Origin of the sequence: Pseudoalteromonas sp. MSK9-3, assembly GCF_003590335.1 — a bacterium.
Taxonomy (GTDB): Bacteria; Pseudomonadota; Gammaproteobacteria; order Enterobacterales; family Alteromonadaceae; genus Pseudoalteromonas.
The window spans coordinates 1-25,985 of the sequence record NZ_MIET01000046.1; the positions used below are offsets into that span (position 1 = coordinate 1).

Sequence of the window (25,985 nt, forward strand, 5' to 3'; positions counted from 1 at the left end):
GTGGAGTGATGAGACTGCTAAAGAGCTTGATGTTGTCGCTTTTCGTCTCCCTGAATTTATTTCAGGGTCTAGGTTTTGTGTTGTTTCTTGGCATTAGGGGCTGATTGGCATGGACCCTGACCTGCGTCAGGGAGACGATGGTGTGGGAGTGAAGATTGGGGTTACTTGGCATGGGCCCTGACCTGCGTCAGGGAGACGGTGGTGGGGAAGTAAAGATTGGGGTTAATTGGCATGGGCCCTGACCTTCGTCAGGGAGACGGTGGTGGGAGAGTGAAGATTGGAGTTAGTGATCATGGTTTTGGCTATGGTGTAATGAGACTGCTAAAGAGTGTGATGTTGCTGCTTTTCGTCTCCCTGAATTTATTTCAGGGTCTAGGTTGTGTGTTGCGTCTTGGCATTAGGGGTTAATTAGCATGGACCCTGACCTTCGTCAGGGAGACTGTGGTGGGGGCGAGGTTGGTGTTATTAGTTAGCATGGTTTTGGGTATGGCGTGACGAGGTGGCTAAAGAGTTTGATGTTGCCGCTTTTCGTCTCCCTGAATTTATTTCAGGGTCTAGGTTTTGTATTGCGTCTTGGCGTTAGGGGTTAATTGAGATGGACCCTGACCTGCGTCAGGGGGACGATGGTGGGGAGTGAAGTTTTAGGGGGGGCAAAAGCCTCTGGCCTATATTGAATAGAAGCAGAGCAGAGGCGTATTGCTAGTTGCTTTGCTGTTATGTGCTTTTAATACCTAATGTTTTTAGCCGTTTAAGAATGATCGGGTTTTGAGTGGTGTTGTAAAGTGTTTGCAGTCTTGCCTTGTTGTATTGGCTGAGTACTAAACCCGAATCAGAGATAGCACGCGTGAACGCGTCCACAATTTGCACATCTGGGCTACTCAATATGGTGGCCACAACTTGATCGTGATATTGCGCTTTTGACGATAAGACTTTTACGGCATCGCGCTTTACGCCTTTTTGTTGATGGCTTAGTAATTTTGCAATGTGTGGCAGCAGGGCGGTGCTTTTACTGTTGGCCGACGCTAAAATGGCTGTGCTTAAATGCTGCTCGGACTGTAGCTGCTCTGATAAGTAATGCTCAACGGTGTTGCTTTGCTCTGGCGTGAATTTAGCCATAGAGCCTAAATTAAGTAGGGCTGTTTTTGCGAGTGGGTTGTTCGGCTTGTCTGCCAGTGCTGCAAGGGCATTGAATGATACGGTAGACGAAGCTCCAAAGCGGCCAAGCGCAATTAACAGCTTTTGCTTTATGTGTGTGGTGAGCCTGTCTGTTGTTAGTAAGTCGGCAAGCATTTGCTCGGCCAGTGGGCTTTGTTCTTTTTGTAAGGCGTATATAATGGCGGAACTCAATGATGAATCTTGCTCTATCAATGTAATTAATTCGGTTAAATCATATTCTTGTAGTAAAAATTCGCCAATGAGCTTGGCAAGAGTTGGGTCTAAAGTTGTTTGTAACTCTGCGATAGCCACATACAACGACGTTTCATCATTTATTGTCTGTGCTGCTATTTGTTTTTGTTGGCTCGCTAATACGGCGTTTTTATTGGATGAAACGTTGGCAAATGTACGGCCTTGGGTCGTTAGCCTTTGAATATCTACCTTTTGGATTATGTGATACTGCTGGTCGTTATTATGCCAGATACTGTCAGATGAATAGTTAAGGTGCAGAGGTTGTTGGTTTGTATTGAGCGTTAAGTGCCACTGCTCAGACGTATCACTTTTCGTTGTTATAGGTTTATTGAGATGCGAGGTGATTTGACGTTGCACTTCGTTATTAATACGTTGATAGGTATATGTCTTTTGTCCGTGTGCATCGTTAAATGTTAATGGGCTCGCTTCAGAGAAGCTTAATAAGTCCAATATGTTTGGCAATACATTTAGGGTGTGATCTGATGGCAGTGCTAATAAGTCAACGTGTGAAAATACCCCGTTATTTTCGGTAAATTTGAACGGTAGCTCCTTCACCAAAGTTTGCGGCTTAGCGTTGTTTGAAAACTCAATATCAGTGAGTAAACCTTGTTGCTCACCCGTGCCGTTAAAATGCATGTTCCAGTTGAGTGATGAGTGCGTAACGGGTGTACTGTTTTGTGATAAAACGGCCGACTCAATGGTGACAGAGTAAGAGCTTGATTGAGACGGCAGTGTAACTTTAGACGGTGATTGTTGTGTGGTTTTTTGGGCAATTGGGCGTGCTGTGTTATTGCCAGTAAAATAAAAGATACCGATCCCCATACATATAAGTATTAACGCGGTGACTTTTAGCTTCATGATTTATCCTTGTAGTGGTGACTGCGAGAGTCACCACAAATTGCTGCTTATATATTGGTTATAGGTTGTTCCATTGTGGGCTCGCATATTCATACAACGTAAATTCACGTGTGTAGAGCGGATCCCATTTCATGACATCTACGTTAAATTGCAGTAAGCCCCAAAGTTTTTTGCAATAAGCTTGGATTTTTCCATCACCACCGCTTAACTGCGAAGTGACTTTCAGCTCTAAGAACCCTTGCTCAACGGTTTGATCGTTGTGTTTTACGCGGCGAATACCGGCTTCAACATATCCTTTGCCTTTTACTTTGAGCAGGCTAAGTTTGCCTTTTACTCCCGCTTCAGAAATACCATGACCAAATGATGCATATGCGGAACTAGATACCACTCCCCCAACGTAAGGTGCTACTTCGGCATAAATATAATCAGGTCGTCTTACGCCATCGACCACAAACGGCTCTTCATTGTTATGGCCGCCAATCACGCCCCCCACGGTAAAATCTGCACCCGCTTCAATGCCTGCTCCAAATTTAACGCCTAGTTTTAGTAATCCTAGTGGATCAAGCGGAACCTCTACTTTGGGTTTAACTACATCGGGAATTAAATCAAAATAGTATTCTACTGGGTAAGTGACAGAAGCATTAAGTAAGTCATCACAGTTTGGTTTAAACGCTGCGACGCTGTCTTCACCCACTGTTAAGTTGAAAGTCATGCCTTGCGTACAATCTAACTTACTTGGGTTAAAAGAAAATTCCACTGAACCGACTGAAACTTTAAAGTTGCGATTGTGCAGTTTTAGCCAGTTGCCAGCTTGATAAAACCCACTGGTAGCGCCATTGCTGGATTCATCAACATACATCCAACCCTGTTGATCTCTGTATTGGTGTGAGCGACCAATGGCATTATTTTTTGTTATAACACGTGCGTTTTGCTCGACATATCCCGGATCTTTATACAAATAGGCATTAGCGTTGGGTGCAAATGTCAGCGCTGTCAACGCGGTTGCCAAAATGGCGGATAGTGTTTTCATGATTTCCTCGTAAAATTATTGTAACGTTATGTGTTGTGTGTTGCGCAACGAGGAGCACCATACCTACTGATATTTACAAAATAATTACAGTTGTACCGGTAATTGTGTAAAATATATGTAACCACCTTGTTTCGAAAGTAATGTACAGCAAGTTTTATGACAGCGCTATATTTTTGTATTTTTTTTATACGATATAGAGTGTCCCCAACTGGTGTTGTGATTTTTCATTTAGTCATTTTTTAGTTCAAGTGCATGTTTAATAATGCTTTATTTTTAACTGTGTATACATAGATGTAATGTTGATAATGACGAGCTCTAAGCTAAAACTGATGAATTTTTGGGTTGAAATGCTGGTGTGCGAGCTTGGTGAGGTCGTTTTTTATTCAAAAACTACAGTGATTTATGATGTAATAGGGACATATTATTATTTGTTGTATGTTGACGATGAATTTTGAGCTAAGGGCATGCATAGGGCATACAGCCCTTAGTATAAGTAAAGGACATATTTGACCTATGAAGCGCGATAATCCTCGATTGAAATACCGTTTAATCCCCTTGCTGCTCGTTATTTTGGTTTTTATATGGTGGCTAACAGGAGAAGCTGAACGTCAGCCCACTGCATTACCGTCACCGCAAGCATCGAATGCTGCGCCGCTGAAAGTCGTTGAGTCGAACGAGCCTACAAGTCATCAAAATAGCGCTGGAGTTATATCGAGTGAACTAGTGTCAAAAGCGTGTAATCTTGATTGGTTGTTTGCCTATCAAAAACGATCAGCGGCGCAATTAGCCGACGGACTAGGTGATGATTTTTCGGTATTTAAAGCACAAATAAACCAGGCTATTAACTTAACCTTGTATCATCAGGGAAAGATAGGTGATCAGTTTGTGGCTAACTTAGTTAATAAATTGGGCGCGGTACATAATTACTATTTATCTATGCTCGGGGATGGCGCTGCCCAAGCAATCGATGTCAACATTATTATTCTTGGCGATCGTGCTGCCTATGAAGATTCTACCTCGCAATCGGGCTTTGATCCGCGTATGAGCCAAGGGGTTTTTTTTCATGGCAGTAACTCTGCGTTTGTTGAATATAAAGGCGATGAGATCACGCTACGTACGGCTATTCATGAAGCCGTACACGCAATTAATTTAAAGTTACTTGGCCGTATACCTCGGTGGCTAAATGAAGGGTTAGCCGAAACATTTGAACGCATTGCACCAAATCAAGCAGGTAATGGGTTTCATATGCCACATACGGCACTTGCACAGCGACCAATGGAATTGTATTCGGTGATAGGTTCAGAAACCCAATGGGGCAGTATTGACACCGGCTACCTCTATTTTAGCGGCTGGGCATGGGTTCATTATTTATTGAATAATAAAGATTCTCATGCCCTACAGCAATTGCTTATTCAAGAACAAGTACAGATGTGTAGTATGTTAAATGGCGAACAAATAACGCAAATATTGGAAGAAGCTCACCCGACCATTGAGCAAGACTTTAATCAATGGCGAGTGAATAAGGTGGCACAAATTCAAGACACGACGCACTAACCCTTGTCGAGCATGTGAGCGCTTACAGCTTAGATAACAGTTTTTTCGCAACAGGCCGTGTTAAACAGGCGGCCATTGGGGATTTTTCGAACTTAGTATTACTCACCGTAAAACGACTGCCTTGATATTGTTCGTTGGCATAAGACACATTAACACGGCAGGTTGTATGCTCGGACTGAGTGACGTAGAGCAGTTCAACCTTACCTGCTTTCATAATTAAGTTTTTATATGGATAACCTTCTTGTGTCTCTATTCTATCGAGGACTTTTTCAGAGGCAGATACAAGGTTGACTGACAGAGTGCTTGTAAAAACGACCATGCCAATGATTATTAACTTATTCATAAGGTAAACCTTTTGTTGTTAAGTACAGAATAAGTATTGAGCTGATCATGCTTACTGACAAACGATTAAAATTTGTCTATGCTTAAGTTTTTCTAATGTGAAATCAAATGCAGCTCCCTCCATTAAAAAGCCTATTATATTTTAAGCATGCGGCTGAACTGGGTAGTTTTAAGCTGGCGGCTGAACAATTGTATGTGACGCAAGCGGCAATTAGTCAGCAGATCCGCAGTTTAGAAACGCATCTTGGGTGTGTGTTGTTTGAGCGCCACACTCGCAAAATATGTTTAACGGCAAAAGGTAAGTTGTTGCTACCTCACATTCGTAAAGCGTTCGAGTACTTACACCACGGGGTGCAGGTTATTGAAGAAGACCCACAGCCCGCGGGTTTAAACTTATCTGTGCTGCCTTCTTTTGCAACTTGCTGGTTGTTACCTCGAATAAGCAGTTTTCAACGGCAGCATCCAAATATTAGGGTACGCATTGACCCAAGCGATAGCTTGGTTGATTTTGATGCGGGTGAAGCTGATTTAGGGATCCGTTTTGGGAAAGGTCACTATCCAGGGTTGCACAGTGAGTTACTGGCAAGCGATGACATGCTTTTGGCTTATAAACCTGGCTTGATTGACCCCTCAAAGCCACTTAAAGAACAAATAAAAAGTAACCATTTGATCATGGATATTTGCCCTGATGCTGAACGGGCATGGGGTATTTTATTTGATAAGCTTGCTTTAACTGGTGTACATGAGCCGCACTTTTTAGAAATAGATAATGCCGCGTTAGTGATGCAAGCAACGCTTGCTGGGCAAGGCGTAGGTATGCTGCGTCGGCAGTTAATTCAGCCGCAATTGGCGTTGGGTCAATTAGAGATACACCCTGAGTTTGAGATTGCATGCGACTATCAGTATTATTTGGCAGGGCCAGTTGGGCATTTCAATTGGCATAAGGTTAAGCTATTTCGAACTTGGTTATTGGGACAGTTTAATAGCCTTTAACCTCAGGAATGATGGGTAATCGCACTATTCGGTGCTATACCCATTTATTGTGTAAACAGACTTTTTACTCTGGTAAACGGTTGACCTCGATACAGCTATCCATGTCTTTTAGGTCACAGCCTTTGTGATAAAAATCACTGCGAGTTTGTTCATTTGAAGCAAGCTTTGCTGCGAGTCTGCATCCTGATATGTCGCCAAGTTCACAGCTTTTTGCGTAGTAAAGCGCAGCACCGTGTGTGTCTTTAATGCGCTCTAAACCTCGCCAAGCAAAGTTGTAACATGCTTTCGCATTGTTTTCCACGCAGCATTTTTGGTTCGACGCTTGTAATGACTTTGGAAATTTCTCACTTTCAACCTGACATACGGTTGTTACTTTAGCAGGCATTGGAGGAGGAACTTGCACAAAAAAGTTTTTTGTCGCCACAACGGTGTCTTGATGTTTAACTTCGATGGTCCACTTACCACTGACTAACTCATTGTTACTTTCAAAGTGCCACATTGCGAAATTATCACGACCAAAGTAAAGAGTGTCTTGCCAAGCGCTTTGAGTACTTGCTTGGCCATTGGTTATGATCTCTGGGTGGGTCACAGTGACCATAACAGGTATTTTTTTGACGATTTCGCCGGTGGCCGCTTTATCGGCATTATTTATAGCTAATACTTGGTTTGTTGTGTAACTAAAACCAAAAAAGTTCCCAATTTGCGCGGGAATAGCAAAGCTGCGCTGAAATTGGTAACCAACAAGTTGACCGTTTTTATATTGTGGTACCCCTAAACCTGACTTTTTAGCTTTGGTTTTGGCAACCTTAACATCTAACGTTTTTGGCACCAGCTCTTGTTCTACATTGGTTTGTGCATCACTTGAAAGAGTTGGGGGGGTTGCGCAGCCATTTAATAGGACGATGAGTGAAATTAGGGTAAATGTGAGAGTATTGTGTCGATTCATTTCAGTCTCCTTATGAAATCGCGCGCAGTGTAAATGGCATTACGATGTTTTTCAATACTTTATTACTGTTGTTTTGGTGTTTAGTGGTTTTTTATACCTAGGATGATGTTGTTTTACATTTAGTGCTTTTAGATGTAGTGGTTGTAGATGCGAATTTGTGGCTTTTTATAGCAGTTTTTAGTAACCAAAAGGTCATAATAAGCAGTATGAGCGGTTCAGGGAGCTCAATCAAAACGGACTGACTTATCGTCTCTGGTAGTGCCTTAGCGCCTTGACCAAAGAAAGAGCCAATAGCAAGATATAGTGCAAAACACATACGCCATATATGCCGCGCAAGACGGTGGCCGTGCGTGAGCCCTTTACAAATGAGTAATCTAATATCACCGATTAACGCAATGGCTGATAGTAGGGCAAAAAAGAAATAAGGTTCGTGAGAAAACCCCTGAAACGTTCCGTTTTCGTGATTAAGTGCTTGCAAACCAAAGTACATACTCAGACAGACCAAACCACCACTCGATAGCGGGGTATAATAATCAAACTGAGTGCATGTTTTTTCTGGTGTTTTGACGACCACATATGCGGTTAACACTAAATGTAACGTGTAGACCCCAGCGATTAGTGTGATCATCATTGGCTTAATGTAGGCAATATAGGCACCGGATAATGCCATTATAGCCATCGAGATAACAAAAACTTTTCCTGACAAGCGGTGGTATTTTTGACCTTTTTTTAGTATTAAAGCAAGCAGACCTGCAATGACGGCAATAGAGCCTGTTATTATGTGTAGTAGCATAAAAGGGGATAGGGTCATGTGTTTCACTTATGGTTGTATATTGAAGTAAACAGGGTATTGCAAGGTAGCGTAGATGTCGTCCTGCTCAATTGGCAAAGACATTTTATGGTTACCAAAAACAAACTTGACGCAGTTTAACTAATTGAATATTAAACTTATAAAAAATATAAGCTGAAAAGAACTGAGTGGGGATGTATGACATTTGATATTGCTTTAGGGCTCGTCACGGCTGGCATCGCTATTTTTAGTGTGTCTTTATTGTTGCCCTTAACCAGAAAAAAACACTATGTAATGCCGTTAGCGCTGTTTATCATGATCCAAGCGGTTATTGCACTTGAACCATTGGTATTTTATAGCTTTCACTATTTAGAAGTATATTATATCGCTTTGAGTGGTATTGTGTGGATGTTGATGATGCCAAGCTTATGGCTTTATATTAAAGGGCTTACCGCGACTTACGCTTGGCAGTGGCAAAAAAAAGAATGGCATCACTGTTGGCCAAGCCTATTTGCTTTATTGGTTGGCGCGGCAATTTTAGTTTTACCTGACTCTTCTCAGGTTGCATTGTTTTCTAATTCAGGGCGCGAACTGACAGCGGGCTTTGAAGTGACAGTTGCTGTTTTAATATTGATATTGCTACTGATTTGGCCCATACAAAGCGCACTATATATTTATAAAATTGCAGGTCAATTAACTCGGTATCGTAAAGATCTGAAACAGGTGTTTACTGACGAGCGAAATAGGGCTTTGTATTGGGTAAATGCTGCGCTGGCATTTTTGGTCATGAGCTGGTTGTGGTTACTCGGAGGGCTCTTCACTAGCCTGTTAGAAACTGAATATGACACTAGTGGCGCAATAGCAATGCTCGTTAACCTTATTGCGGTATGGCTATTTTCATTCTGGGCATTGACGCAAAAGCCAGCATTTATGGGGTTATATAAGCAGCTTGCTCAAGCACCTATCGCCATGATCTCGAGCCGGGTTAAATATGAAAAGTCAGCAATAGGTGCCGCGCAAGCACAACGGATCGCGAAAAAGCTTGATGTGGCATTGCAAGATGAACAATTGTACCTCAATAGTGACCTGACGTTGTATGGGCTTGCTGAACATTTACATATTCCAGCACATTATATTTCTCAAACGTTAAACCAAACGATGAATACCTCATTTTTTGATTGGATCAATCGCGCGCGTGTTGAACAAGCTAAAAAGCAGCTGCTATCAAGTGACACAAGTGTGCTGGATGTGGCGATGGCTGTTGGGTTTAATTCTCGGTCAGCGTTTTATAAAGCATTTAAAGCTCGTACGGGCACCACGCCCAGTGTATTTAGAAAGCAAGCAACTCATGAAACAGTAGATGAGCCATAGTTATGAAAACTCACCTACGTATGTTAAACCCGCTAGGGCATATCCATTTTTAGCGATAATGCCCTAACGCATAAAACCTTATAAAATGACGTTTTGGTATATAAGCTTAAAACTGGTAACTGACACTCAGTTTAAAATTTCGACCTAGTTCACTGGCGTCATTTTCACTGCTGGCTGGCGCGCGTAAATAGCGTTTGTCAGTGACGTTATCAACACTGAGCCGGGCACTGAAGTTGTCAAGTGGGCCGCTGCCTTGGTAATGCGCATTCAAGTTATAGATAGTTGCTGCTGGTGTCCCGTATCCCCGCTCTAAATACATGTCGTTTAAGCGCATTTGACCACGGTGATGACGTGCCTGTATGCCAAGATTTAGCGTGTCAGTTACTTGATAGTTGGTCGTAAATGTAAGCTTATCTGCGGGGGCTTCAGAGTAAGGTTGTTTTTGATAGTCGATGTTGCCTAAAAAGAAGTTTGGCACGCCAATCACATCCATGTTCATTTTTGAATAACCCAGATATATTGCTAGTTGCTGGTATTGATAATGGGCCTCAACTTCGACGCCTTCGCTTTCTAAACGGCCAATGTTTTTTGCACTGTAATCACGGTGGGTAGCAACGGGTATGCCATTAACAGGGTCAGGCCCAGGTGAACCAAACTGCTTGTTGCCAGAGTCGTCAACGTAGTACATAAATGGAATATTATCGATGTAATTGTCTATTTTATTGTTGAAATAAATGGCTTTTATACTCAACTCATCAATGAATGGCTTATCCGTAATATTAAAACCTATCCCACCTTCGTAGTTTTTTGACTTCTCAGCTTTGAGGTTTGGTTGTGGCTCGCTATAACAAATTTTGCTGCCGATATGACAACGCCATAAGTCGCTCTTATAGAGTTCTTGTAAAGACGGCGCTCGAAATGCTTCGGCTGCTTTTAAGTATATATTGATATGTTCAGTTGCTTTGAATGTGAGCCCGAGCTCACCTGAAGTGGCATTGTCATCGTTTTTTCCATATCCTGTGAATGAGTCAGAGCTACGGTCGTACTGATCGTATCGAATCCCTGCAGTAATAAGGAGTGTATCTTTAAAAAAGGTACTTTGGTCGATGATTGATATGGATAAGTTATTGGCATCGCTTTGGCCATAATAGCTGCTGCGATCTTGTTTTTCGAACTGGTGCTGGTCAAATGACTCATGCTCATAATTTATTTCAAATGCCAGAAGGTGTTTAAATGGGCCATCAAAATCAGAGAGGTTAGCGAGTCGTATGCCATGGCGCTTACTTTCACCATAACTTTGTCTATCATAACTTATTTTTCGCTCCCCTCTAGGAATGTAGCCTTTGGTTATTTTGTCGTAAGTTTTTTTTGCGTAAAAGACCTGAACATCCATATCGATGAGATCACTTACAGGCTGATAGGTATAATTCATCATGCCTTCTAAGTAGTCGTTTTTATAGTCTTCCATTAGAGCGGGATACCTGACGGCTAGATCTAAACGTTGATTGTATGGCTGGTCGAGTGATTCTGTTTCACTGTAGTCTAGCTTGCTCTTTATAAAATGATGCGGGTGAAGATACCAGGTGTTTTTAACCGTGACGTTATTGCGCTCTGAACGATTGAGTACTTTATCAATGTTAGCGACCTCTTTATCGCTATTTGGCGCCGCAACCACATCCACATCATCGTATTTTATATGGCTGAGTGTGACGATAGTGTCGGTGTTATGGGTGAGTTGAAATACATTTAATGTACTTTGCACCGAGTCAGATACTGTTTGGTGTGTGGCTGAAATCTGCGCACCTACACCGTTCGCATTTAGATAGTCGGCAGCATCTTTGGTGACAATTCTAATACTTCCCCCAATAGCGCCAGAGCCTACGGTTAATGAATCTGCACCACGTAGTAGTTGCACCTGTTTCAGTTGACTCGGGTCAACGCCTAAACTACTAATGTTTGTGAGGGTTTGACTACCATCTGAGTCTGTTTTGCGTTTTACGTTATCTACAGACACATGTATTCGCTCACCGTGTAAACCCCGTATACGTGGTTGGCCTGACAGTGGGGCGACACTGCCTGAGACATCAACACCAGGAAGAGATTTTAGTATTTGAGTTAAATCAGATGCCTGACTTCGCTGTATGTCTGCTGCACTGAGTGCAGAAACAGACGCAGCTACATCATGATTGTGTGCGGTAATTTTATGGCCTAGTACTTCAATGCTTTCGTCAGGCGTTATTTTTTTTGGTTCAGAGTGCGCTTGGGTATGAATTGCAGCGCTGATGCATAGGAAAAGGGCAGAGTACTTCATGATATTAATCCTTAATAATAATAGTTCTCATTGCGTTTGCGGGGCGCATGCTACGCATATTGATAACCAAAAGCAATAACTAATTACTTATGGTTATATTTTTGTATTTTAATCATACTGAAACCTTGATTTTTTGGCATGATATTTGGTAGTTTGTTGTTTTTCAGTCGTTAGTGGCTAATTTTTGTGTAATTAATAAAAGGGAAATTGATAATGAAGCGGTTTTTATGTGTATGGGTATTATGTTGTATGCCATTGATAGTAAATGGTACGGAGTTTAGTGGCGGCGCAGACATGAGTAAATTGGTCACAGCCAAAGAGGTTTTAGCTGATATCAGTCGTTTTGACGGGACAGAGATCACGTTGACCGGCACGGTGATGAAGGTGTGTAAAAAACGAGGTTGTTGGATGTCGCTAAAAATTACAGAACAGGACGAAATAACCGTTAAAGTAAAAGATGGAGATATGGTGTTTCCACTGTCGGCAATAGGTAAAAAAGCGTATGCGACAGGGGTGATAACAGCTAACAAAATGGACTTAGATAAAACCAAAAAATACCTCGCACACAAAGCATTAGAAAATGGCGAGGCATTTGATGCGTCAACAGTAAAAACCCCTATGTCAGTGAATATACTTAAACCCAGCGCAGTGACAATTTCGCATTAGTCACCCTATTTCATTTTAAACTCTGTGCCTGTATTTACTATCATTGTAATGAGCAGTGGGTTTGACGCGGCATTAAACTTGCTTAAATGTTTGCTTAATAAGTTTAAGCTTGAGAACATTGACTCAAGATAGTTTTGGAGCAAAAAAATGCGTTGGCCAGTCGTTTTTATAGCATTGATATCTATGCTTTTAATTGGTTGCAAACAAGAAGTAAAGATAAGTGATGGTGTTGTTCACTCATTTTCAGAAGAGGGGATCTCTTTTGGTCAGTTTTCTGACGATGGTAAGCTATTACTTGGCGTGACTCACTCAGACGTCGTGACGTTATGGAGAATGGACACGAAACAGGTAGAGCTAGAAATCCCCGCAGATAAAGTAATTAAGCCAGTTAAGCATGTTGCACTATCAAAAGATAATAGCCTTTTACTTATTGCAAATGATACGACGGTTGGGTTGTGGTCAGTACCTGCTAGAGCAATGATAAGTAAGGTTAATTTTTCAGGTGTAAACGCATATGCCACGATCACTGCATTGGCATTATCGCCTCACAAAGACCGGTTGTTAGTGGGAATGGCTGATGGCTCTATCAACATGGCTGATATTAATACCCGCTTGAATAACCGATTTCAGCCACATACACAGCCTGTGCGATTTTTGCGTTTTGATACTCAAGGTGAGCTATATATGTCTGGTGCCCTCGACGGCAAAGTTGGACTATGGCAATTTGCGTCTTCTGACGCCTTGTTTGAGCAAGAGTTTGCACACAGGATCACAAGCTTGACCGCCAATGATGATTTTTCAATGCTGTTTGTGTCGGATGGGCTAAGTGCGCAACACATTAAGAAGTTAACGTCTGGCGAAGAAGTTGCAAAGTTAACCTACAGTGCGCGGTTTAAGATATTTAGGCAGTCATTGTTTGTGCAAGGCGGGGCGTTATTGGCGACTTCGTCGTCTAAATCCCATTTGTCGGTATGGCATGTTGGCACCGGAGAAGAAATTGGTACTTGGACGATTCAAACTAAAAGTAAAGGTGCAAGTATTGTCGCGATGCACGGTGATGATGTGGGGGAGCTGTTGACGTTTAATTCAGATGGAATGGTTGAACGTTGGAATTTAGATTTACTTGAGGCACTTTAGCAGATGAAGAAACATTGGGCACTGTTGTTGGCAACACTGTTATTTTTTGGCTGTTCTGAGCCTACAAGGATAATACCGAGTGAACGCTATGTGCTCAGTGACCGATTGCTATTGGGTGGACAGCTCTCGAAGGACGGAAGCTGGGCGTTGTTATTGACTGAAAAGGCTGATATATATCTATTAGACATACGATCGCAAAATCAGATCCTGATGCTGGACGCTGCTGTGCTACCTACCTCAGTGCGAGCTGTACTGATGAACAAGGAGCTGGGGATTATATTGGTTGCAGGTAGCAATACATTGCAAATTTGGGATATTAAACACGCTTCATTACGAGAACAGTTTGAAGTGAGCGGCTTTGATGAGTTAGCAAGGGTGTCAGCTTTAGGCTTGTCAGACTCTGGTAGTTTAGTGGCTGTGGGTATGACAGATGGCTCTTTAAGTCTATTTAATGTAGATGATAAAAAAGCACATCGAACGGTATTGCATACCAGTAATATTGCCTATGTGAAATTTATAGACGACGATAAAACCATCATCAGTGCCTCTCATGACGGTTACCTGAGAGCATGGGAAGCACTGACTGGTAATGAGCTATACTCAATTAGTTTTCCCTCGCGAGTTAGCACGGTTGCGTTAAATCACGACAATACCCGCTTGTTTGCGTCTGACAGTTTAAAAACACAATTGATCATGGGTGCCCACGACGGAGAAGTGTTAACTCAGTTTGATTATTTGTCGCGATTTAAGTGGTTTAGGCATGCTTTGTTTATAAAAGGTGCGCCGTATTTGCTGACTTCTTCTGCTAAGTCAGAACTCAGTTTATGGCATATGCAGTCGGGTAAAGAGGTGAACAGTTGGGATGTAGAAACGCATTCGATGGGCACAACTGTGCTAGATATGGTGGAGTTGGATAACACCAATGTGCTGACATTAAATAGCGAAGGTATTGTTGAGCTTTGGGACATTAATCAAGTGCAGTTTTATGCGACTCAATAATAAGAGATGATATTATTTTATGTGCTTTGTATCAAAAAGGTGAACAAGCGGCGTTAAGTTGATATTATTCAAATCGGGTTTTAAATGGATTGAAAAATGCGGTTAATTTTAAATATTTTTATCTTAAGCATTGCATTTTTAAGCAATGCGGCAGTAAGCTTTGACCCCCAACTTTCAGTTAATCAATGTAATCGGTTTAGTACAGAAGCCAGTAATATTAAAGCGTTATTGGCAGCGACATCAGGTGTTCGTCATCAACAGTTGTCTAATCGTGCTGGGCGGTTAAAAGAGCGCATTGAGGTATTTTGTCAAAACCCCACGGATATTGAACCACAAATTGTTGTTGCACTAAAAGTACCTGTTGCGTTAGCCATAAGCGGTCAATTAAAGTCTAAGAATACAGGGCATGTATCGTCTTTATCGACTTATAAAAATGAGAATAAACAGACTGCTTGGCAGCAATTTTACCGTAAGCCTCCACATTGTGCGTCGTATAAAAATAGCATGGCCGAACTGGTTCGGTGTAGTGATGAAGAAGCCGCGCAAAAACTGCTTTTTGAGCGAGACTGGGCACTTCGCCACCCAGTTAAAATGGCAAATAAACAAAAAGTAAATAAAAAACAAATCGATGTAGCTGAATCTCATGCTCATTTGGCGTCAGAAGCCACTCAAGAGAAGCGAGGAGAGGATGTTGACTTGCGAGATCCCAGTTTATATGTCTCGTCAGCACCAATGCAAGAAAGTCACTCAGCGGGTTTCGTACCTTTGTGGCAGTATATTGGTGAATACGTGCTGATGGCTGCTTTATGTATTGGCATTTTTATTGCGGCAAAGGTCATTGCACCGTATGGACACCGTATTGCAAAGCGTCAATTTAGCCCTTACTACATGAACATGGTTTTAAAGCGCAACCTCGATAAAGCACGCTATACCCAATATCGCAATCTCGTGTTTTCTAGCCCACAAGGGCATGTATCAATTGAACAAGTCGTAACTTCTCGCTATGGCGTTTTTGTTATGATGAGCCAACCACAGCTAGATGCTATTTACGCTGATAGACAGTCAGAAACGTGGATAGAGAAAAACAAAAAGAAAGAAGCACATTTCGTTAACCCACTTGTTGCAAGCACTCACCAAAAAACACGCTTACAAGATGTACTGGGGATAGAAGATAATGTAGTGGGGCTGGTTGTGTTTAATCAAGACGTTCAGTTCAAAACACCTGTTCCTACGGAAGTCTGCTTGATAAGCCAACTTGTCAGTCGCATAGAGTGTTATCAAAGTATCGTATTTGATGAGAAGAAATTAGATGTTATCAATAGCCTATTACTTGTGCATAGCTCTGAGAATGAAAAACATGAAACTCAGGCTAGTGGGGTGAACCGCTTGTCGACTGAGTCACTTAATGAAGCGCTAAAATAATGCTTCAAACTGTGGACTAACTAAGCATAGTTGAATACTGGCTACATAATAAATGCGTTTGATAATTATTATTGTTTAAAATAGTATAACGATAATTTTATTACACGCTGTGCTTACAGCAACACTTTATTATGTGGGAGTCGATGTGTTAGTAACGAAAAAGCGACTATTTGAGTTGCATGGATGGGCGGGGATCATATGCTTTATTCCATTCATATTAATTTGTTTAACAGGGAGCCTACTGGTATTTAAAGCTGAGATTGACTCAGTGTTGCTTCCGAATAAAAGTGTGGTAGTACCCTCTTCGGCTCGGTTAAGTGAAGACCAGTTAATTCACTTAGTTAACGAACAGCTACCTGGCTATGCATTAGGCAGTTGGGAGTTACTTGGTGAAAATGCAGAAGCCGATAGAATATATTTAGTCAAAAAAGAAACCAATATTTGGTTTAAATCTTATCTCAACCCATACACTGGCGACGTGTTAAGTGAACCTGAATTACTGCACCATTACTTTACTGACTGGTTGGTGCAATTGCATTACACGTTACTTTTGAATGATATTAAGGGCATAGATGAGAATTTAGGCACAGCCTTTACAAGTATCTTTGCCATATTATTAGTCTTCTTAGGCGTTTCGGGACTGATCATATATAGGCGGTTTTGGCGTCGCGTGTTTACTTTACGTCTTGGGTTTAGAACGGTTGTTGTGGTGAGTGACTTACATAAACTGGTTGGTACATTGGGCTCTCCAGTACTGCTGGTTTTAGGGATCACGGGTGGCTATTATAATGTGTCTATTTATATTCATGAATGGCAGGAACACCAGCAAACTCCAGAACATCATATTATGACAAGCAGCCTATATAATAGTGAGCTTAGCGTAACTCATATGGTGAAATCAGCTTCAACTCATATTTCAGGGTTCAATACGACCTACATTTTGTTTCCGACCGAACCCAATGAGTCAATCATACTTTTTGGGCAAGCGCCTACCGTAAATCCGCTGTTAAGTGACTATGGCAGTACAGTCAATTTCCATGCTCAAACGGGTGACTACTTGGGCCACTATGATATTCGAGAGCAGAGTTTTATTACAATTTTGGTTGATACATTTCGCAAGCTTCATTTTGGTAACTTTGCTGGCTTATTTAGTAAGGTAGTATACGCCACTATTGGTTTGTCACCACTTTTACTCGGTGGAACAGGGATTTACCTTTGGTATTTTCGTCGTCGTAAAAGAATCCACCAGCGAAATAGCGTAAAAATAACCTCATAGCCTCGTCTTTAATGACGAGTATGGCCACTTTATTTTCATTACATTTTAAGAAAGTGTTATTGATGTTCTTACATTGTTTTTAAATTGATTATTTATTCCTTTGTGTATTTATATCTCGATATAAAATAACAAGATAAACATTTATAAAACACAAATGAGAGTTGTTATCATTTGTGTTTGTTGCTAGTATGCGCACCCTATTTTGAGGTAACCACCTCTTACAGTTGTATTTTTAGGAGTTTGTATGCAGCTTTCTCGTTTTGGTTTTAGTGTAAGTTCATTGGCTTTATCAGTTCAATTAGCATTGACTGCAGGTATGGCAGTTTCAACAAGTGTTGTTGCACAAGAGCAGCAAGACAGTGTTAAAAATGTTGAACGGATCAGCGTATATGGTCGTCATAATCAACTTATTTTGGACTCAGGTACTGTGACAAAATCCAACATGGCGCTTATGCAGACTCCGGCTGCAGTTGTGGTGGTGGATAAAGCCCTGCTTTCTGTTCAAGCTGCAAATACATTACAAGATGCTGTTCGCAATGTAAGTGGTTTATCGCAAGCCGGAAATAATTATGGCATTGGCGATAACTTGATTTTACGTGGGTTAGGTGTGAGCTACACGTATGATGGTATGTACGGTGGTGCAGATCTTGGTAATAGTTTTAACCCGACACGAACGCTTAGTAACATTGAAAGTATTGAAGTTCTTAAAGGTCCAGCAACAGGTTTGTATGGCATTGGTGCAGCTGGTGGTGTGATCAACTTAGTTGAGAAAAAACCATTGGCGATTGAACAGTATGAAGTGAAAGCGGTTGCAGGTGCATGGGATACCTACGGTCTAATGCTAGACGCGAGCAATGTGCTGTCTGAAGAATGGGCATATAGACTTGTTGCTAATCATGATAGCAGTGATGGCTTTAGAGGCCTTGGCTCAGAGCGCAATGAGTTATACGCGACGCTGAGCTTTGAACCAAACTCTAACCACCGTTTACTGTTTTCAACAGCTTATATTGACGATGAAGTACAGGTTGATTCAGTCGGTGACCCAGTTCGAATTTTAAATTGGGATAGTATCAATAGTGAACCAGGCATGGTGAGCGCAGATTTATTGCCTAATGATAGTGATGCCGATGCTGATGGCAATTTAGGTATTCAATTAACGGATGAGCAGCGTGCTGTTTTAGCGGCTTCTATTTCAGCAAACGATGGGCTTCACCCGTTGAATTTAGGCGAGAGTAGCTTAATTTCACCCTTATCAAAGCCAAATAAAGGCGAAGAGAAGCGAATTAAGCTGCGTCATGATTGGTATTTTGATAATAAGTCAAGCTTAACGCAACAGGTATTGTATCGAGAGTATGATTCAAACCTAACGCGCCAAACCGGTGCGTATAACTACGTGTATTGGGACCGTCGAGGTGAGATCAACGCTGACCCTCGTGCCCCAATTCTGCAAGACGGTAATGTCTATCCTTATTCGGCACGACGTCAAGAATATAGAAAGCAAATTGCCAGTGAGAAAACGTGGCAGTATTTCGCCGACTTAAAACTGAGCTGGGATTATGGTTCAATTGTCGGTGAGCATCTTGTCAGCACAAATTATGAGCGCCGCGACATGGCCAATAAGAGCTGGTCTATTTATGATGCCGATGGGGCCGCAGAGGGTAATAATGCGGTGCCATATATTTTAGATATTCGCAACCCAAATTGGCCGACGGGTAACTTTGAAGACTATAGCCCTGTATTGCGCAGTAATTATGACAAGACGTTAACTGCTTATGGCATAAGCGCTCAAGAAGTTTTGTATGTGACAGATGAGCTGACAGTCAGACTCGGTGCTGCGTACACGGCGATTAAACAAGAGTATCAACACAAAGGCACAGATCGAGCACCACACATTGGCGTAGAAGCCGATACGGATGACGGTGGTTTTACGTATAATGCGGGTATTAACTACCAATTCTCAGAGCAATTATCGACATTTGTGAACTTTGCTAAAGGGCGTACTGCTTATAGTGTACTTGGCAGTTTAGTTAATACAGCGAGTACATCTAATATCGAAAATAGACCTGATTCTGAGTCTGAATCAATTGATTTAGGGCTGCGCTTTACTGCTTTAAATGAAGACCTAATCGGCTCTGTTGTGTGGTTTGATACGCGTCGAACCAATCTACGTTACGAGAATGAATTATTTAACGATAACCCGGATGATCCAGAATACAATGTAGATGTGCCGCAATACTTTTTTGATGATGAGAATAAGTCTGATGGAGTTGAAGTCGATATAAACCTCGCAATTAACGATGTACTGAGTATGAATGCGAATGCAACTTGGCAAGATGCAATTGAAATTCGCAGCCAAGAAGCCTCAGGGCAACGAAAAGGGATCCCGAAAAAGTTAAGTAGCGTGTGGCTGAATTATGATTTTATGTTTAATAGCCTGAGTGCCCCGTTACAAGTCAGTTTAGGGGTAAACTATGTTGGGGAGAGAACCATCAACTCAACCAGTTTTGGTTTACCAAAGGCAACAATTAACAGCTTTACGCGATGGGATGCTGCATTAACGTATGCAGCTGATAGCTATTCAGTAAAACTGAACCTTGAAAATCTAACAGATGAGCGTTACTACTCTAAAGCATTGTTTTTAGGCGGTTTACCAGGCAATGAACGTAATGTGAAGCTCACCGCAACTTATACATTCTAACGCGGCGTGACACTATGTCATATTTTTAATGCCCTGAACTGAGTTCAGGGCATTTTTTATGCAGCTCAAAGAGTGCATACACGCCATAGTACTTAGCTATTTTAGTGCTTAGCTATTTTAGCGCTTAGACTATTTAATCAAACAACATATATTTGTGAGCAGTTCGCTTGGCGGTGTGTCTTTTAAATCATTTAAATACTCTTCAAATGGCGGGAAATCTGCGAGCTCCAAACCACTTTGAGGTAACCAATGCCCAAATAGCCACTCATACGGTTGCTCTAATTCAGCGTAATCTCCTTTAAACAGTAAGGTTACGCATTGACTTGCGGGTATGGTAATTATTTTGAGTTGCGGGTCTAACGAGAGAGAAGCTCCCGCTGGTACGCTGATACAGGCACAAGAACGAAGGCTTGATACGTCTACTGACTTTGGGTCGTCATAATATAAGCCAAAAAATCGGGTTTGCTCATCCAAAAGTTGTTTGCTGTTGGCGATTACACTGAGCTTTTCAAACGCTTGGCCGATTTGCATATAATCACCACGATGTTCAAGACCAATAAGGGTTAATTCGGGCATTGTCTGTTGTTCTACGTTATACATAATTTGATACTCTGATTGCTGAGGTGGATAAAACGCAGTGGGACAAGTAAAGCAAGAGTTTCGCTTCTTTCTATATGCATCAGGTGTTTCGCCATAGTGCTTGGTAAACGCACGATTAAACGCAGCTACACTGCCATATCGGACCTGTTTAGCGATATCTTGCTGACTCATAGAACTACGCAGTAACATTACAGAAGCTTTCAATAAGCGCATGCGCCTTACTGTTACATTGATTGGCTCACCAGTGAACGTGCGGTAGATACGGTGAAAATGATAAACAGACATACATGCTTTATCGGCCAACGTATTTACCTCGAGATCCATATGCGTATTTTCATACATGTAATCAATAACAGCTAATAGTCGTTGTTGATATAAATTGCGTGTTATGGCTTTCATTTTTACGGCATGTCCTGCTTCTGGTCACAATGAATTTATATAAATGTATTTGCTTATGCAACGGTTACTACTTTACATGACGTAGGGTTGATAATGTTTGCGCTTTTTAAAGTACAACTTTTTTCGGTGTGTTTGAAATTAATTTGTAAACCTAGAAGATCTAACATACATTTAATTGATGCTATTGCAATAGTGGTGGCGGTGAGGTTAGGGCTTTTTCTATACTGGGTTTTGAGTTATTCATATGATGAATGTTGTAAAAAAAACTCTATGTTTATACTGCTTTATTTTTGTACTAGCGGTGTTTAGTACTTATGTGAATGCAGGACAACCCAAATATGATCTATCTAATGGTGGTGCAGGGTTAAGTCGCAGTTTTTCTTATACCGTCACTTCAGAAGTTGCAACATTTGACTATGTAGCGACGTCAAAGCAATTGAAATGGCAGCCCCACTCAAAAGACAATTTAAATTTAGGGATAACTGACAAAGTTTATTGGTTTAGGCATTCATTTTCGTTACATGGGTCTCAAAAACAAAGCGTTATTTTTGAAGTGAGTTACCCTTTATTAGATGACTTAGAAGTCTATATAGAGCATCAAGGTCAACTGTTTAGTTATCAATTAGGCGATTTGGAACGTTTTGCCAGCCGGCCAATAAAGCATCGCTTTTTTTTAATTCCGTTTACCATCACACCCAATGAGAATGTACAATTTTACGCGCGGTTAAAAACCTCAAGTGTGATGATATTTCCTGTGAAATTATGGAAAGCGTCTGATTTTACTGAAAGAAATCAGATCAATACACTGATTTTAGGTGCGTACTTTGGGTTGATGGCGTTGCTGTTCGTTTATGTGTGCTCTTGTGCGATTATTACACGAAAGCGAGTTTATGGGTATTACCTCGGTTATATCAGTAGCATGACGTTATTGTTGTGTAACTTATCGGGCCTGAGTTTTCAGTATTTCTGGCCAAACAGTATTTGGTGGAATGGTCAATCTAGTATTTTCATCCTTTATGTTATTGTGTTTTTTGGCATTCTTTTCAGCAAAAGCTTGCTTAACATCGCGCAAGCTTATCCACGGTTTAATCTGGCTTTACGATACTTGGTTGCGGCAGTTGCTTTGATGGGGGCAGTTTCACTCACTCTACCGTATGAAATGTTATTAGCACCTACTATTTATTTTAGTTTGGCATGTTGTGTGCTCGGGCTTGTGGTTGGATATGTGCGCGTTAAAGATGGATTAGAGGTTGCCAAATTCTATAGCGTGGCATGGGGTGGCGCTTTGTTTGGTGGTTTAGTGTTAGTGGCAACGAAGATCAGTTTAGTGCCATTTAATTGGTTTACTGAGCATGCATTGATGTTTGGTATTAGCTTTGAAATATTATGTTTGTCATTTGCGATTGCTAAAAGCCTGCAAATTGAACGAAAAGAAAAGTTGCAGCTAAAAGACTCGTTGATGAAACATTTAGCCAATGCAAAGGAAACATTAGAACAACAGGTTCATCAGCGCACTGCAGAACTGGAAGAGGCGAATATCAAACTTATGCAGTCGGCAATTACCGATGCACTCACCGGCGTTGCAAATCGACGTAGGCTAGATGAATTTCTAGATGTAGAGTATGCCAGAGCGGTGAGGTTTAATTATCCTATTTGCTTGTTAATGATCGATGTCGACTTTTTTAAAAAGGTGAACGATGAGTATGGACATCAAGTGGGCGATACCTGCTTGAAATTAGTCGCATCGCGTATAACTGGTGAAATAACCCGCATTGGTGATTTGGTCGCTCGCTATGGAGGCGAGGAATTTTGCATTGTGTTACCGTATGCGCAAGAGCATGATGGTGCGGTAATCGCTGAGAAAATACGTGTTAGTATTGCAGCACAGCCTATGCTCACTAATATTGGGGCCATTGAGCTAACTGTGAGTATTGGTGTTGCAGGGCATCAACCGGATAGTAATATGCCTCTCACACAGCTTGAGTTGGCCGATAAGGCGTTATACACAGCCAAACATAATGGTAGAAACCAAGTCGTCACAGCCAGTGAAATGGGGGCTATTAGGCATATAAATTAACCAGATGCTGACAAATATACTTGCTTTAACTCGTTGCTAAGGTTATGAATATGTTGTTTACATTTTACTTTGTCTTGCGCCAAAGAGGCGTGTTCTAGCGTTTGTAAATGATAAGCACATAGTTCGGCACCAATGGCTTTTGCTGAGGTTTTTAAAAAGTGTGCTTCATCTTTTATTTTATTAAATTGCTCTTGTCGATATAGCTGGGCAATGTGTTGCAAGCTGGTTTTTGCTTGGCGTAAAAACTGCTGTTGGAAGTGGGCAATTTCAGCTTTATCGTCGCCAATTAAATCTATCATGACTTGTTGGTTAATGGTTTTTAGATCGCTTAATTCTTTGTTATGCATACCACCTCCCGATCACCGTTTTAAATTTGTCTAATGTAATGGGCTTGCTTATAAAGTCTGACATGCCTTTTGATAAGCAGTAATCTCTGTCGCCTTTCATCGCGGCTCCTGTGACGGCAATGATAGGGATGGGCGCTTTGCCTAAATGTTGTTCTTTTTGACGGATCAGTTCGGTCATTTCATAGCCATCCATTTCTGGCATATGGCAGTCAGTTAAAATTAATGTGTACGACTTTTCTTGCCATTGACTCAGACCAAGCTCGCCATTTTCGGCAATATCGCAAGTATAGCCCAGTTTCGTGAGCTGCTTTGTCATTAGCTTTTGGTTAAAAGGGTTATCTTCCACCAGCAAAATAGTGGCATTAGACTGTGTATTTTCATTATATGTAGGGTTAATAAGCGCGGAGGATTGCGCATTGTGATCTGCCGTATTGGTGCTGTGTTCACTATTGTAGTGTGATGGTTCTTTGTTTGTGTTGGCATTAAAATCTAGTTCTAGATCTAAGTCAAAATCAGCCTCTGACAAACTGAGTGGGGCAGGTGATGCGATATTGTTTAAACGATTAAGCAACTTTTTAATGGAGAAAAAAGTTTGTGTATTCAAAAATGCTACTGGCACGTTGTGAATGAGCTGCTTGATTGGCGCTAAGTCGTTACCATTGACTAAAATAATCGCATTGCTTTGTATATTTTTCAGGGTATCTAATTGAGTTTGCTCATATACACTCGTGAGAATAAAAATATAAGTTTGCTGTGAATCTAACCCTTTTAAGCTGCTCCAGGGAGTGAGCTTTGTGATACGTATGGTGTTGAGTATTTTGACAAGGTGTTGAGTATGCAGTTCGTTTTCATCGTTAGTGACGAGGGTAATGTCTGTTAATGGCAATGCTTGGGCTCGCGGCTGACTGTGCCAAATCGGAATACGAACCGTAAAAGTACTTCCTTCATGGGGTTCACTCTTTAGATTTAGTTGGCCGCCCATCAGGTCTATGAGTCGACCACATATAGCCAAACCCAGCCCCGTGCCGCCAAAACGTCGTGTTGTGGTTTTGTCTGCTTGAGTAAATGGCGTGAAGAGTTTTTTTTGTGTGTCTTTGTCGATGCCAATACCGTTATCTTGAACTGAAACTATAAGGGTATGAATAAGCTCATTTTCTGGCTGCCAGTCAATATTAATTGCCACAGCACCTACTTTGTCGTCGGTGTTTCCACAAAACTTTATCGCATTACTGATCAGGTTGAATAACACTTGCCTGACACGGTTGTCATCGGTATTAATAAGAGCCGGTAATTGAGTGGACTCAAACACAGATAGGTTGACGCCTTTTGCACGCGCAACTGGGCCAAACACCACAAGAATGTTATAAATGAGCTCTGATAAATCAAAATCTACGCAGTCTAGTTCTAACTTACCCGCTTCAATTTTGGTTATATCTAAAATGTCGTTGAGGATAGAGACTAGGTTATTCGCAGAAATAGAGGCAGTGTCTAATAACTCTTGCTCTTCTAGGTTGTTCTCTTGCAATGTGAGCAGGTCTAATGCACCAATAATAACGTTCATTGGTGTGCGTAATTCATGACTCATCATAGATAAAAAGTCTGATTTTGACTTGTTAGCCGTTTCAGCATGCTTTAGTGCATTATCAAGTTCTGCGGTGCGCGCCCTTACTTTTTCTTCTAGGTTGAGGTTTACTTCTTGCAATTGCGCTTTTGTTTTAAATGCGGTTGTTTGATCAATAACAACGCCGTCAACCCGTATGCTGTCACCCACGTTGTTTTGAGTAACTAAGCCTTTTATAAGGAGATGTATGATGTTATTCGAGGGTTGAAGGTATCGACATTCGTGTTCAAATTCTTTGCCTGTTTCTAGCGCATGCCGAAATGCTTTGAATGCATTTGATATATCATCGGGGTGAATATTCTTTAACCAGCTACTAATTTGGGTCGATTCACTCATATTCATCTGAAAGATAGCATTGGCTTGCTGATCCCATGCCCATTCCCAGTGTTGATCTTTTTTAACGCTTCGCCAACTCCCTATTTTACCTGCTTCTAACGCGATCCGGCGGTTTTCGTTGGCTTCATTGAGTGCTTTGGCCATTTGCTTTTCTTGGCTACATTCTTGTAGCGTACCGTACCAGTATTTTTTGTAGTTATTGGGTTGGTTTGCGAGTATTTGGTACCAATGTAGTTGACCTGAAATCGTCATTCTAAATTCAAAACTCAGAGGCGTATTGGCTTGCGATTCAATGAAGAGGCGTGTGAGTTGTGCTTGATCATCTGTGTGTACCAACGATGTAAATTTATCCCATGACAACCCCTCACTGGGCAGCTGTTTTATAAGTTGATAAAAGCTATCGGAGAAATACACATTATTAAAAGAGGTATCAAAGCGCCAAATCCCTATGTTTGCGCAAGAAATTGCGGTGTCTAAAATATAGGTAGACCTCAAAGAGGATAGGTGAGGCGTTTCTGTGTGATTATTGACTACAAGAATATCGTAACTGTTCGGTTCACAATGATAAAACTGCAGTGAGTATGCAAACCTATTTTTGTAATAGGCGGTCACCGTTGCAGAATCACCTAATGTTATGTCGCGATAGTCAAAATAGACTGAAAATGCGAAAAAATGACTCAGAGGCTTATTTTTTACTTCTTTATCAGATAGCTGTAATAATGTTCTGCAACCTTCATTAATAGTACTAATATCACCGGTGCTGGTTATTTTCATTAATGGCAGTGCATTGAGAAGCGGTTGCATA

General features: G+C 41.3%; 19 protein-coding genes. 10 read left to right on the plus strand and 9 right to left on the minus strand.

What is annotated here, in order from left to right; translation table 11 throughout:
* Positions 1-714: 714 nt before the first annotated feature.
* Both BGP78_RS18775 and BGP78_RS18780 read right to left on the minus strand, forming a co-directional pair.
* Positions 715-2,265, minus strand: a complete 1,551-nt coding sequence (locus BGP78_RS18775) for a hypothetical protein (protein WP_119862819.1) — start codon at positions 2,263-2,265, stop codon at positions 715-717.
* Positions 2,266-2,323: 58 nt separating this feature from the next.
* Positions 2,324-3,295, minus strand: a complete 972-nt coding sequence (locus BGP78_RS18780) for a hypothetical protein (protein WP_119862820.1) — start codon at positions 3,293-3,295, stop codon at positions 2,324-2,326.
* Between the two features lie 513 nt (positions 3,296-3,808).
* On the opposite strand from BGP78_RS18780, the gene BGP78_RS18785 reads away from it, so the two are divergent.
* Entirely contained in the window at positions 3,809-4,849 is a 1,041-nt protein-coding gene (locus BGP78_RS18785; protein WP_119862821.1) for a hypothetical protein, read from the plus strand.
* A gap of 22 nt (positions 4,850-4,871) precedes the next feature.
* On the opposite strand, the gene BGP78_RS18790 is transcribed toward BGP78_RS18785, so the two are convergent.
* Positions 4,872-5,192, minus strand: coding sequence for a hypothetical protein (locus BGP78_RS18790; protein ID WP_119862822.1), 321 nt, complete (start codon positions 5,190-5,192; stop codon positions 4,872-4,874).
* Between the two features lie 107 nt (positions 5,193-5,299).
* Here BGP78_RS18790 and BGP78_RS18795 point away from each other — a divergent pair, with 107 nt between their 5' ends.
* Positions 5,300-6,184, plus strand: a complete 885-nt coding sequence (locus tag BGP78_RS18795) for a LysR substrate-binding domain-containing protein (RefSeq protein WP_119862823.1) — start codon at positions 5,300-5,302, stop codon at positions 6,182-6,184.
* A 64-nt stretch (positions 6,185-6,248) separates the two neighbouring features.
* On the opposite strand, the gene BGP78_RS18800 is transcribed toward BGP78_RS18795, so the two are convergent.
* Positions 6,249-7,130 carry a DUF3859 domain-containing protein gene (locus BGP78_RS18800; protein ID WP_119862824.1) on the minus strand — a complete coding sequence of 294 codons (882 nt, stop codon included), beginning with the start codon at positions 7,128-7,130 and terminating at the stop codon, positions 6,249-6,251.
* A gap of 97 nt (positions 7,131-7,227) precedes the next feature.
* A complete protein-coding gene (locus tag BGP78_RS18805) occupies positions 7,228-7,941 on the minus strand; it encodes a DUF2306 domain-containing protein (protein WP_119862825.1) in 714 nt (237 codons plus the stop codon).
* 177 nt (positions 7,942-8,118) lie between these two features.
* Between BGP78_RS18805 and BGP78_RS18810 the strand changes: the two genes are divergently transcribed.
* Positions 8,119-9,291 carry an AraC family transcriptional regulator gene (locus BGP78_RS18810; protein WP_119862826.1) on the plus strand — a complete coding sequence of 391 codons (1,173 nt, stop codon included), beginning with the start codon at positions 8,119-8,121 and terminating at the stop codon, positions 9,289-9,291.
* A gap of 106 nt (positions 9,292-9,397) precedes the next feature.
* On the opposite strand, the gene BGP78_RS18815 is transcribed toward BGP78_RS18810, so the two are convergent.
* The gene (locus tag BGP78_RS18815; protein WP_119862827.1) at positions 9,398-11,602 is read right to left on the minus strand and encodes a TonB-dependent receptor; all 2,205 of its coding nucleotides are present in this window, start codon (positions 11,600-11,602) and stop codon (positions 9,398-9,400) included.
* A gap of 213 nt (positions 11,603-11,815) precedes the next feature.
* On the opposite strand from BGP78_RS18815, the gene BGP78_RS18820 reads away from it, so the two are divergent.
* The 6 genes from BGP78_RS18820 (at position 11,816) to BGP78_RS18845 (ending at position 19,800) form a co-directional block, all read left to right on the plus strand.
* Positions 11,816-12,268: a DUF4920 domain-containing protein gene (locus BGP78_RS18820; protein WP_119862828.1), complete on the plus strand. Its 453-nt coding sequence runs from the start codon at positions 11,816-11,818 to the stop codon at positions 12,266-12,268.
* Positions 12,269-12,415: 147 nt separating this feature from the next.
* The gene (locus tag BGP78_RS18825) at positions 12,416-13,405 is read left to right on the plus strand and encodes a WD40 repeat domain-containing protein (protein ID WP_119862829.1); all 990 of its coding nucleotides are present in this window, start codon (positions 12,416-12,418) and stop codon (positions 13,403-13,405) included.
* 3 nt (positions 13,406-13,408) lie between these two features.
* The gene (locus tag BGP78_RS18830; RefSeq protein WP_119862830.1) at positions 13,409-14,404 is read left to right on the plus strand and encodes a WD40 repeat domain-containing protein; all 996 of its coding nucleotides are present in this window, start codon (positions 13,409-13,411) and stop codon (positions 14,402-14,404) included.
* A 96-nt stretch (positions 14,405-14,500) separates the two neighbouring features.
* The gene (locus BGP78_RS18835) at positions 14,501-15,826 is read left to right on the plus strand and encodes a hypothetical protein (RefSeq protein WP_119862831.1); all 1,326 of its coding nucleotides are present in this window, start codon (positions 14,501-14,503) and stop codon (positions 15,824-15,826) included.
* 145 nt (positions 15,827-15,971) lie between these two features.
* Positions 15,972-17,102: a PepSY domain-containing protein gene (locus BGP78_RS18840; protein WP_119862832.1), complete on the plus strand. Its 1,131-nt coding sequence runs from the start codon at positions 15,972-15,974 to the stop codon at positions 17,100-17,102.
* A 244-nt stretch (positions 17,103-17,346) separates the two neighbouring features.
* Positions 17,347-19,800, plus strand: coding sequence for a TonB-dependent siderophore receptor (locus BGP78_RS18845; protein WP_119862833.1), 2,454 nt, complete (start codon positions 17,347-17,349; stop codon positions 19,798-19,800).
* 129 nt (positions 19,801-19,929) lie between these two features.
* On the opposite strand, the gene BGP78_RS18850 is transcribed toward BGP78_RS18845, so the two are convergent.
* Positions 19,930-20,799 carry a GyrI-like domain-containing protein gene (locus BGP78_RS18850; protein ID WP_119862834.1) on the minus strand — a complete coding sequence of 290 codons (870 nt, stop codon included), beginning with the start codon at positions 20,797-20,799 and terminating at the stop codon, positions 19,930-19,932.
* Between the two features lie 244 nt (positions 20,800-21,043).
* On the opposite strand from BGP78_RS18850, the gene BGP78_RS18855 reads away from it, so the two are divergent.
* A complete protein-coding gene (locus BGP78_RS18855) occupies positions 21,044-22,876 on the plus strand; it encodes a diguanylate cyclase (protein WP_119862835.1) in 1,833 nt (610 codons plus the stop codon).
* On the opposite strand, the gene BGP78_RS18860 is transcribed toward BGP78_RS18855, so the two are convergent.
* On the minus strand, positions 22,873-23,223 hold the full coding sequence (locus tag BGP78_RS18860) for an Hpt domain-containing protein (RefSeq protein ID WP_119862836.1): 351 nt from the start codon (positions 23,221-23,223) through the stop codon (positions 22,873-22,875). The genes BGP78_RS18855 and BGP78_RS18860 overlap by 4 nt on opposite strands.
* Positions 23,216-25,984 carry an ATP-binding protein gene (locus BGP78_RS18865; RefSeq protein ID WP_119862837.1) on the minus strand — a complete coding sequence of 923 codons (2,769 nt, stop codon included), beginning with the start codon at positions 25,982-25,984 and terminating at the stop codon, positions 23,216-23,218. The genes BGP78_RS18860 and BGP78_RS18865 overlap by 8 nt, the downstream gene beginning before the upstream one ends.
* Position 25,985 lies beyond the last annotated feature (1 nt).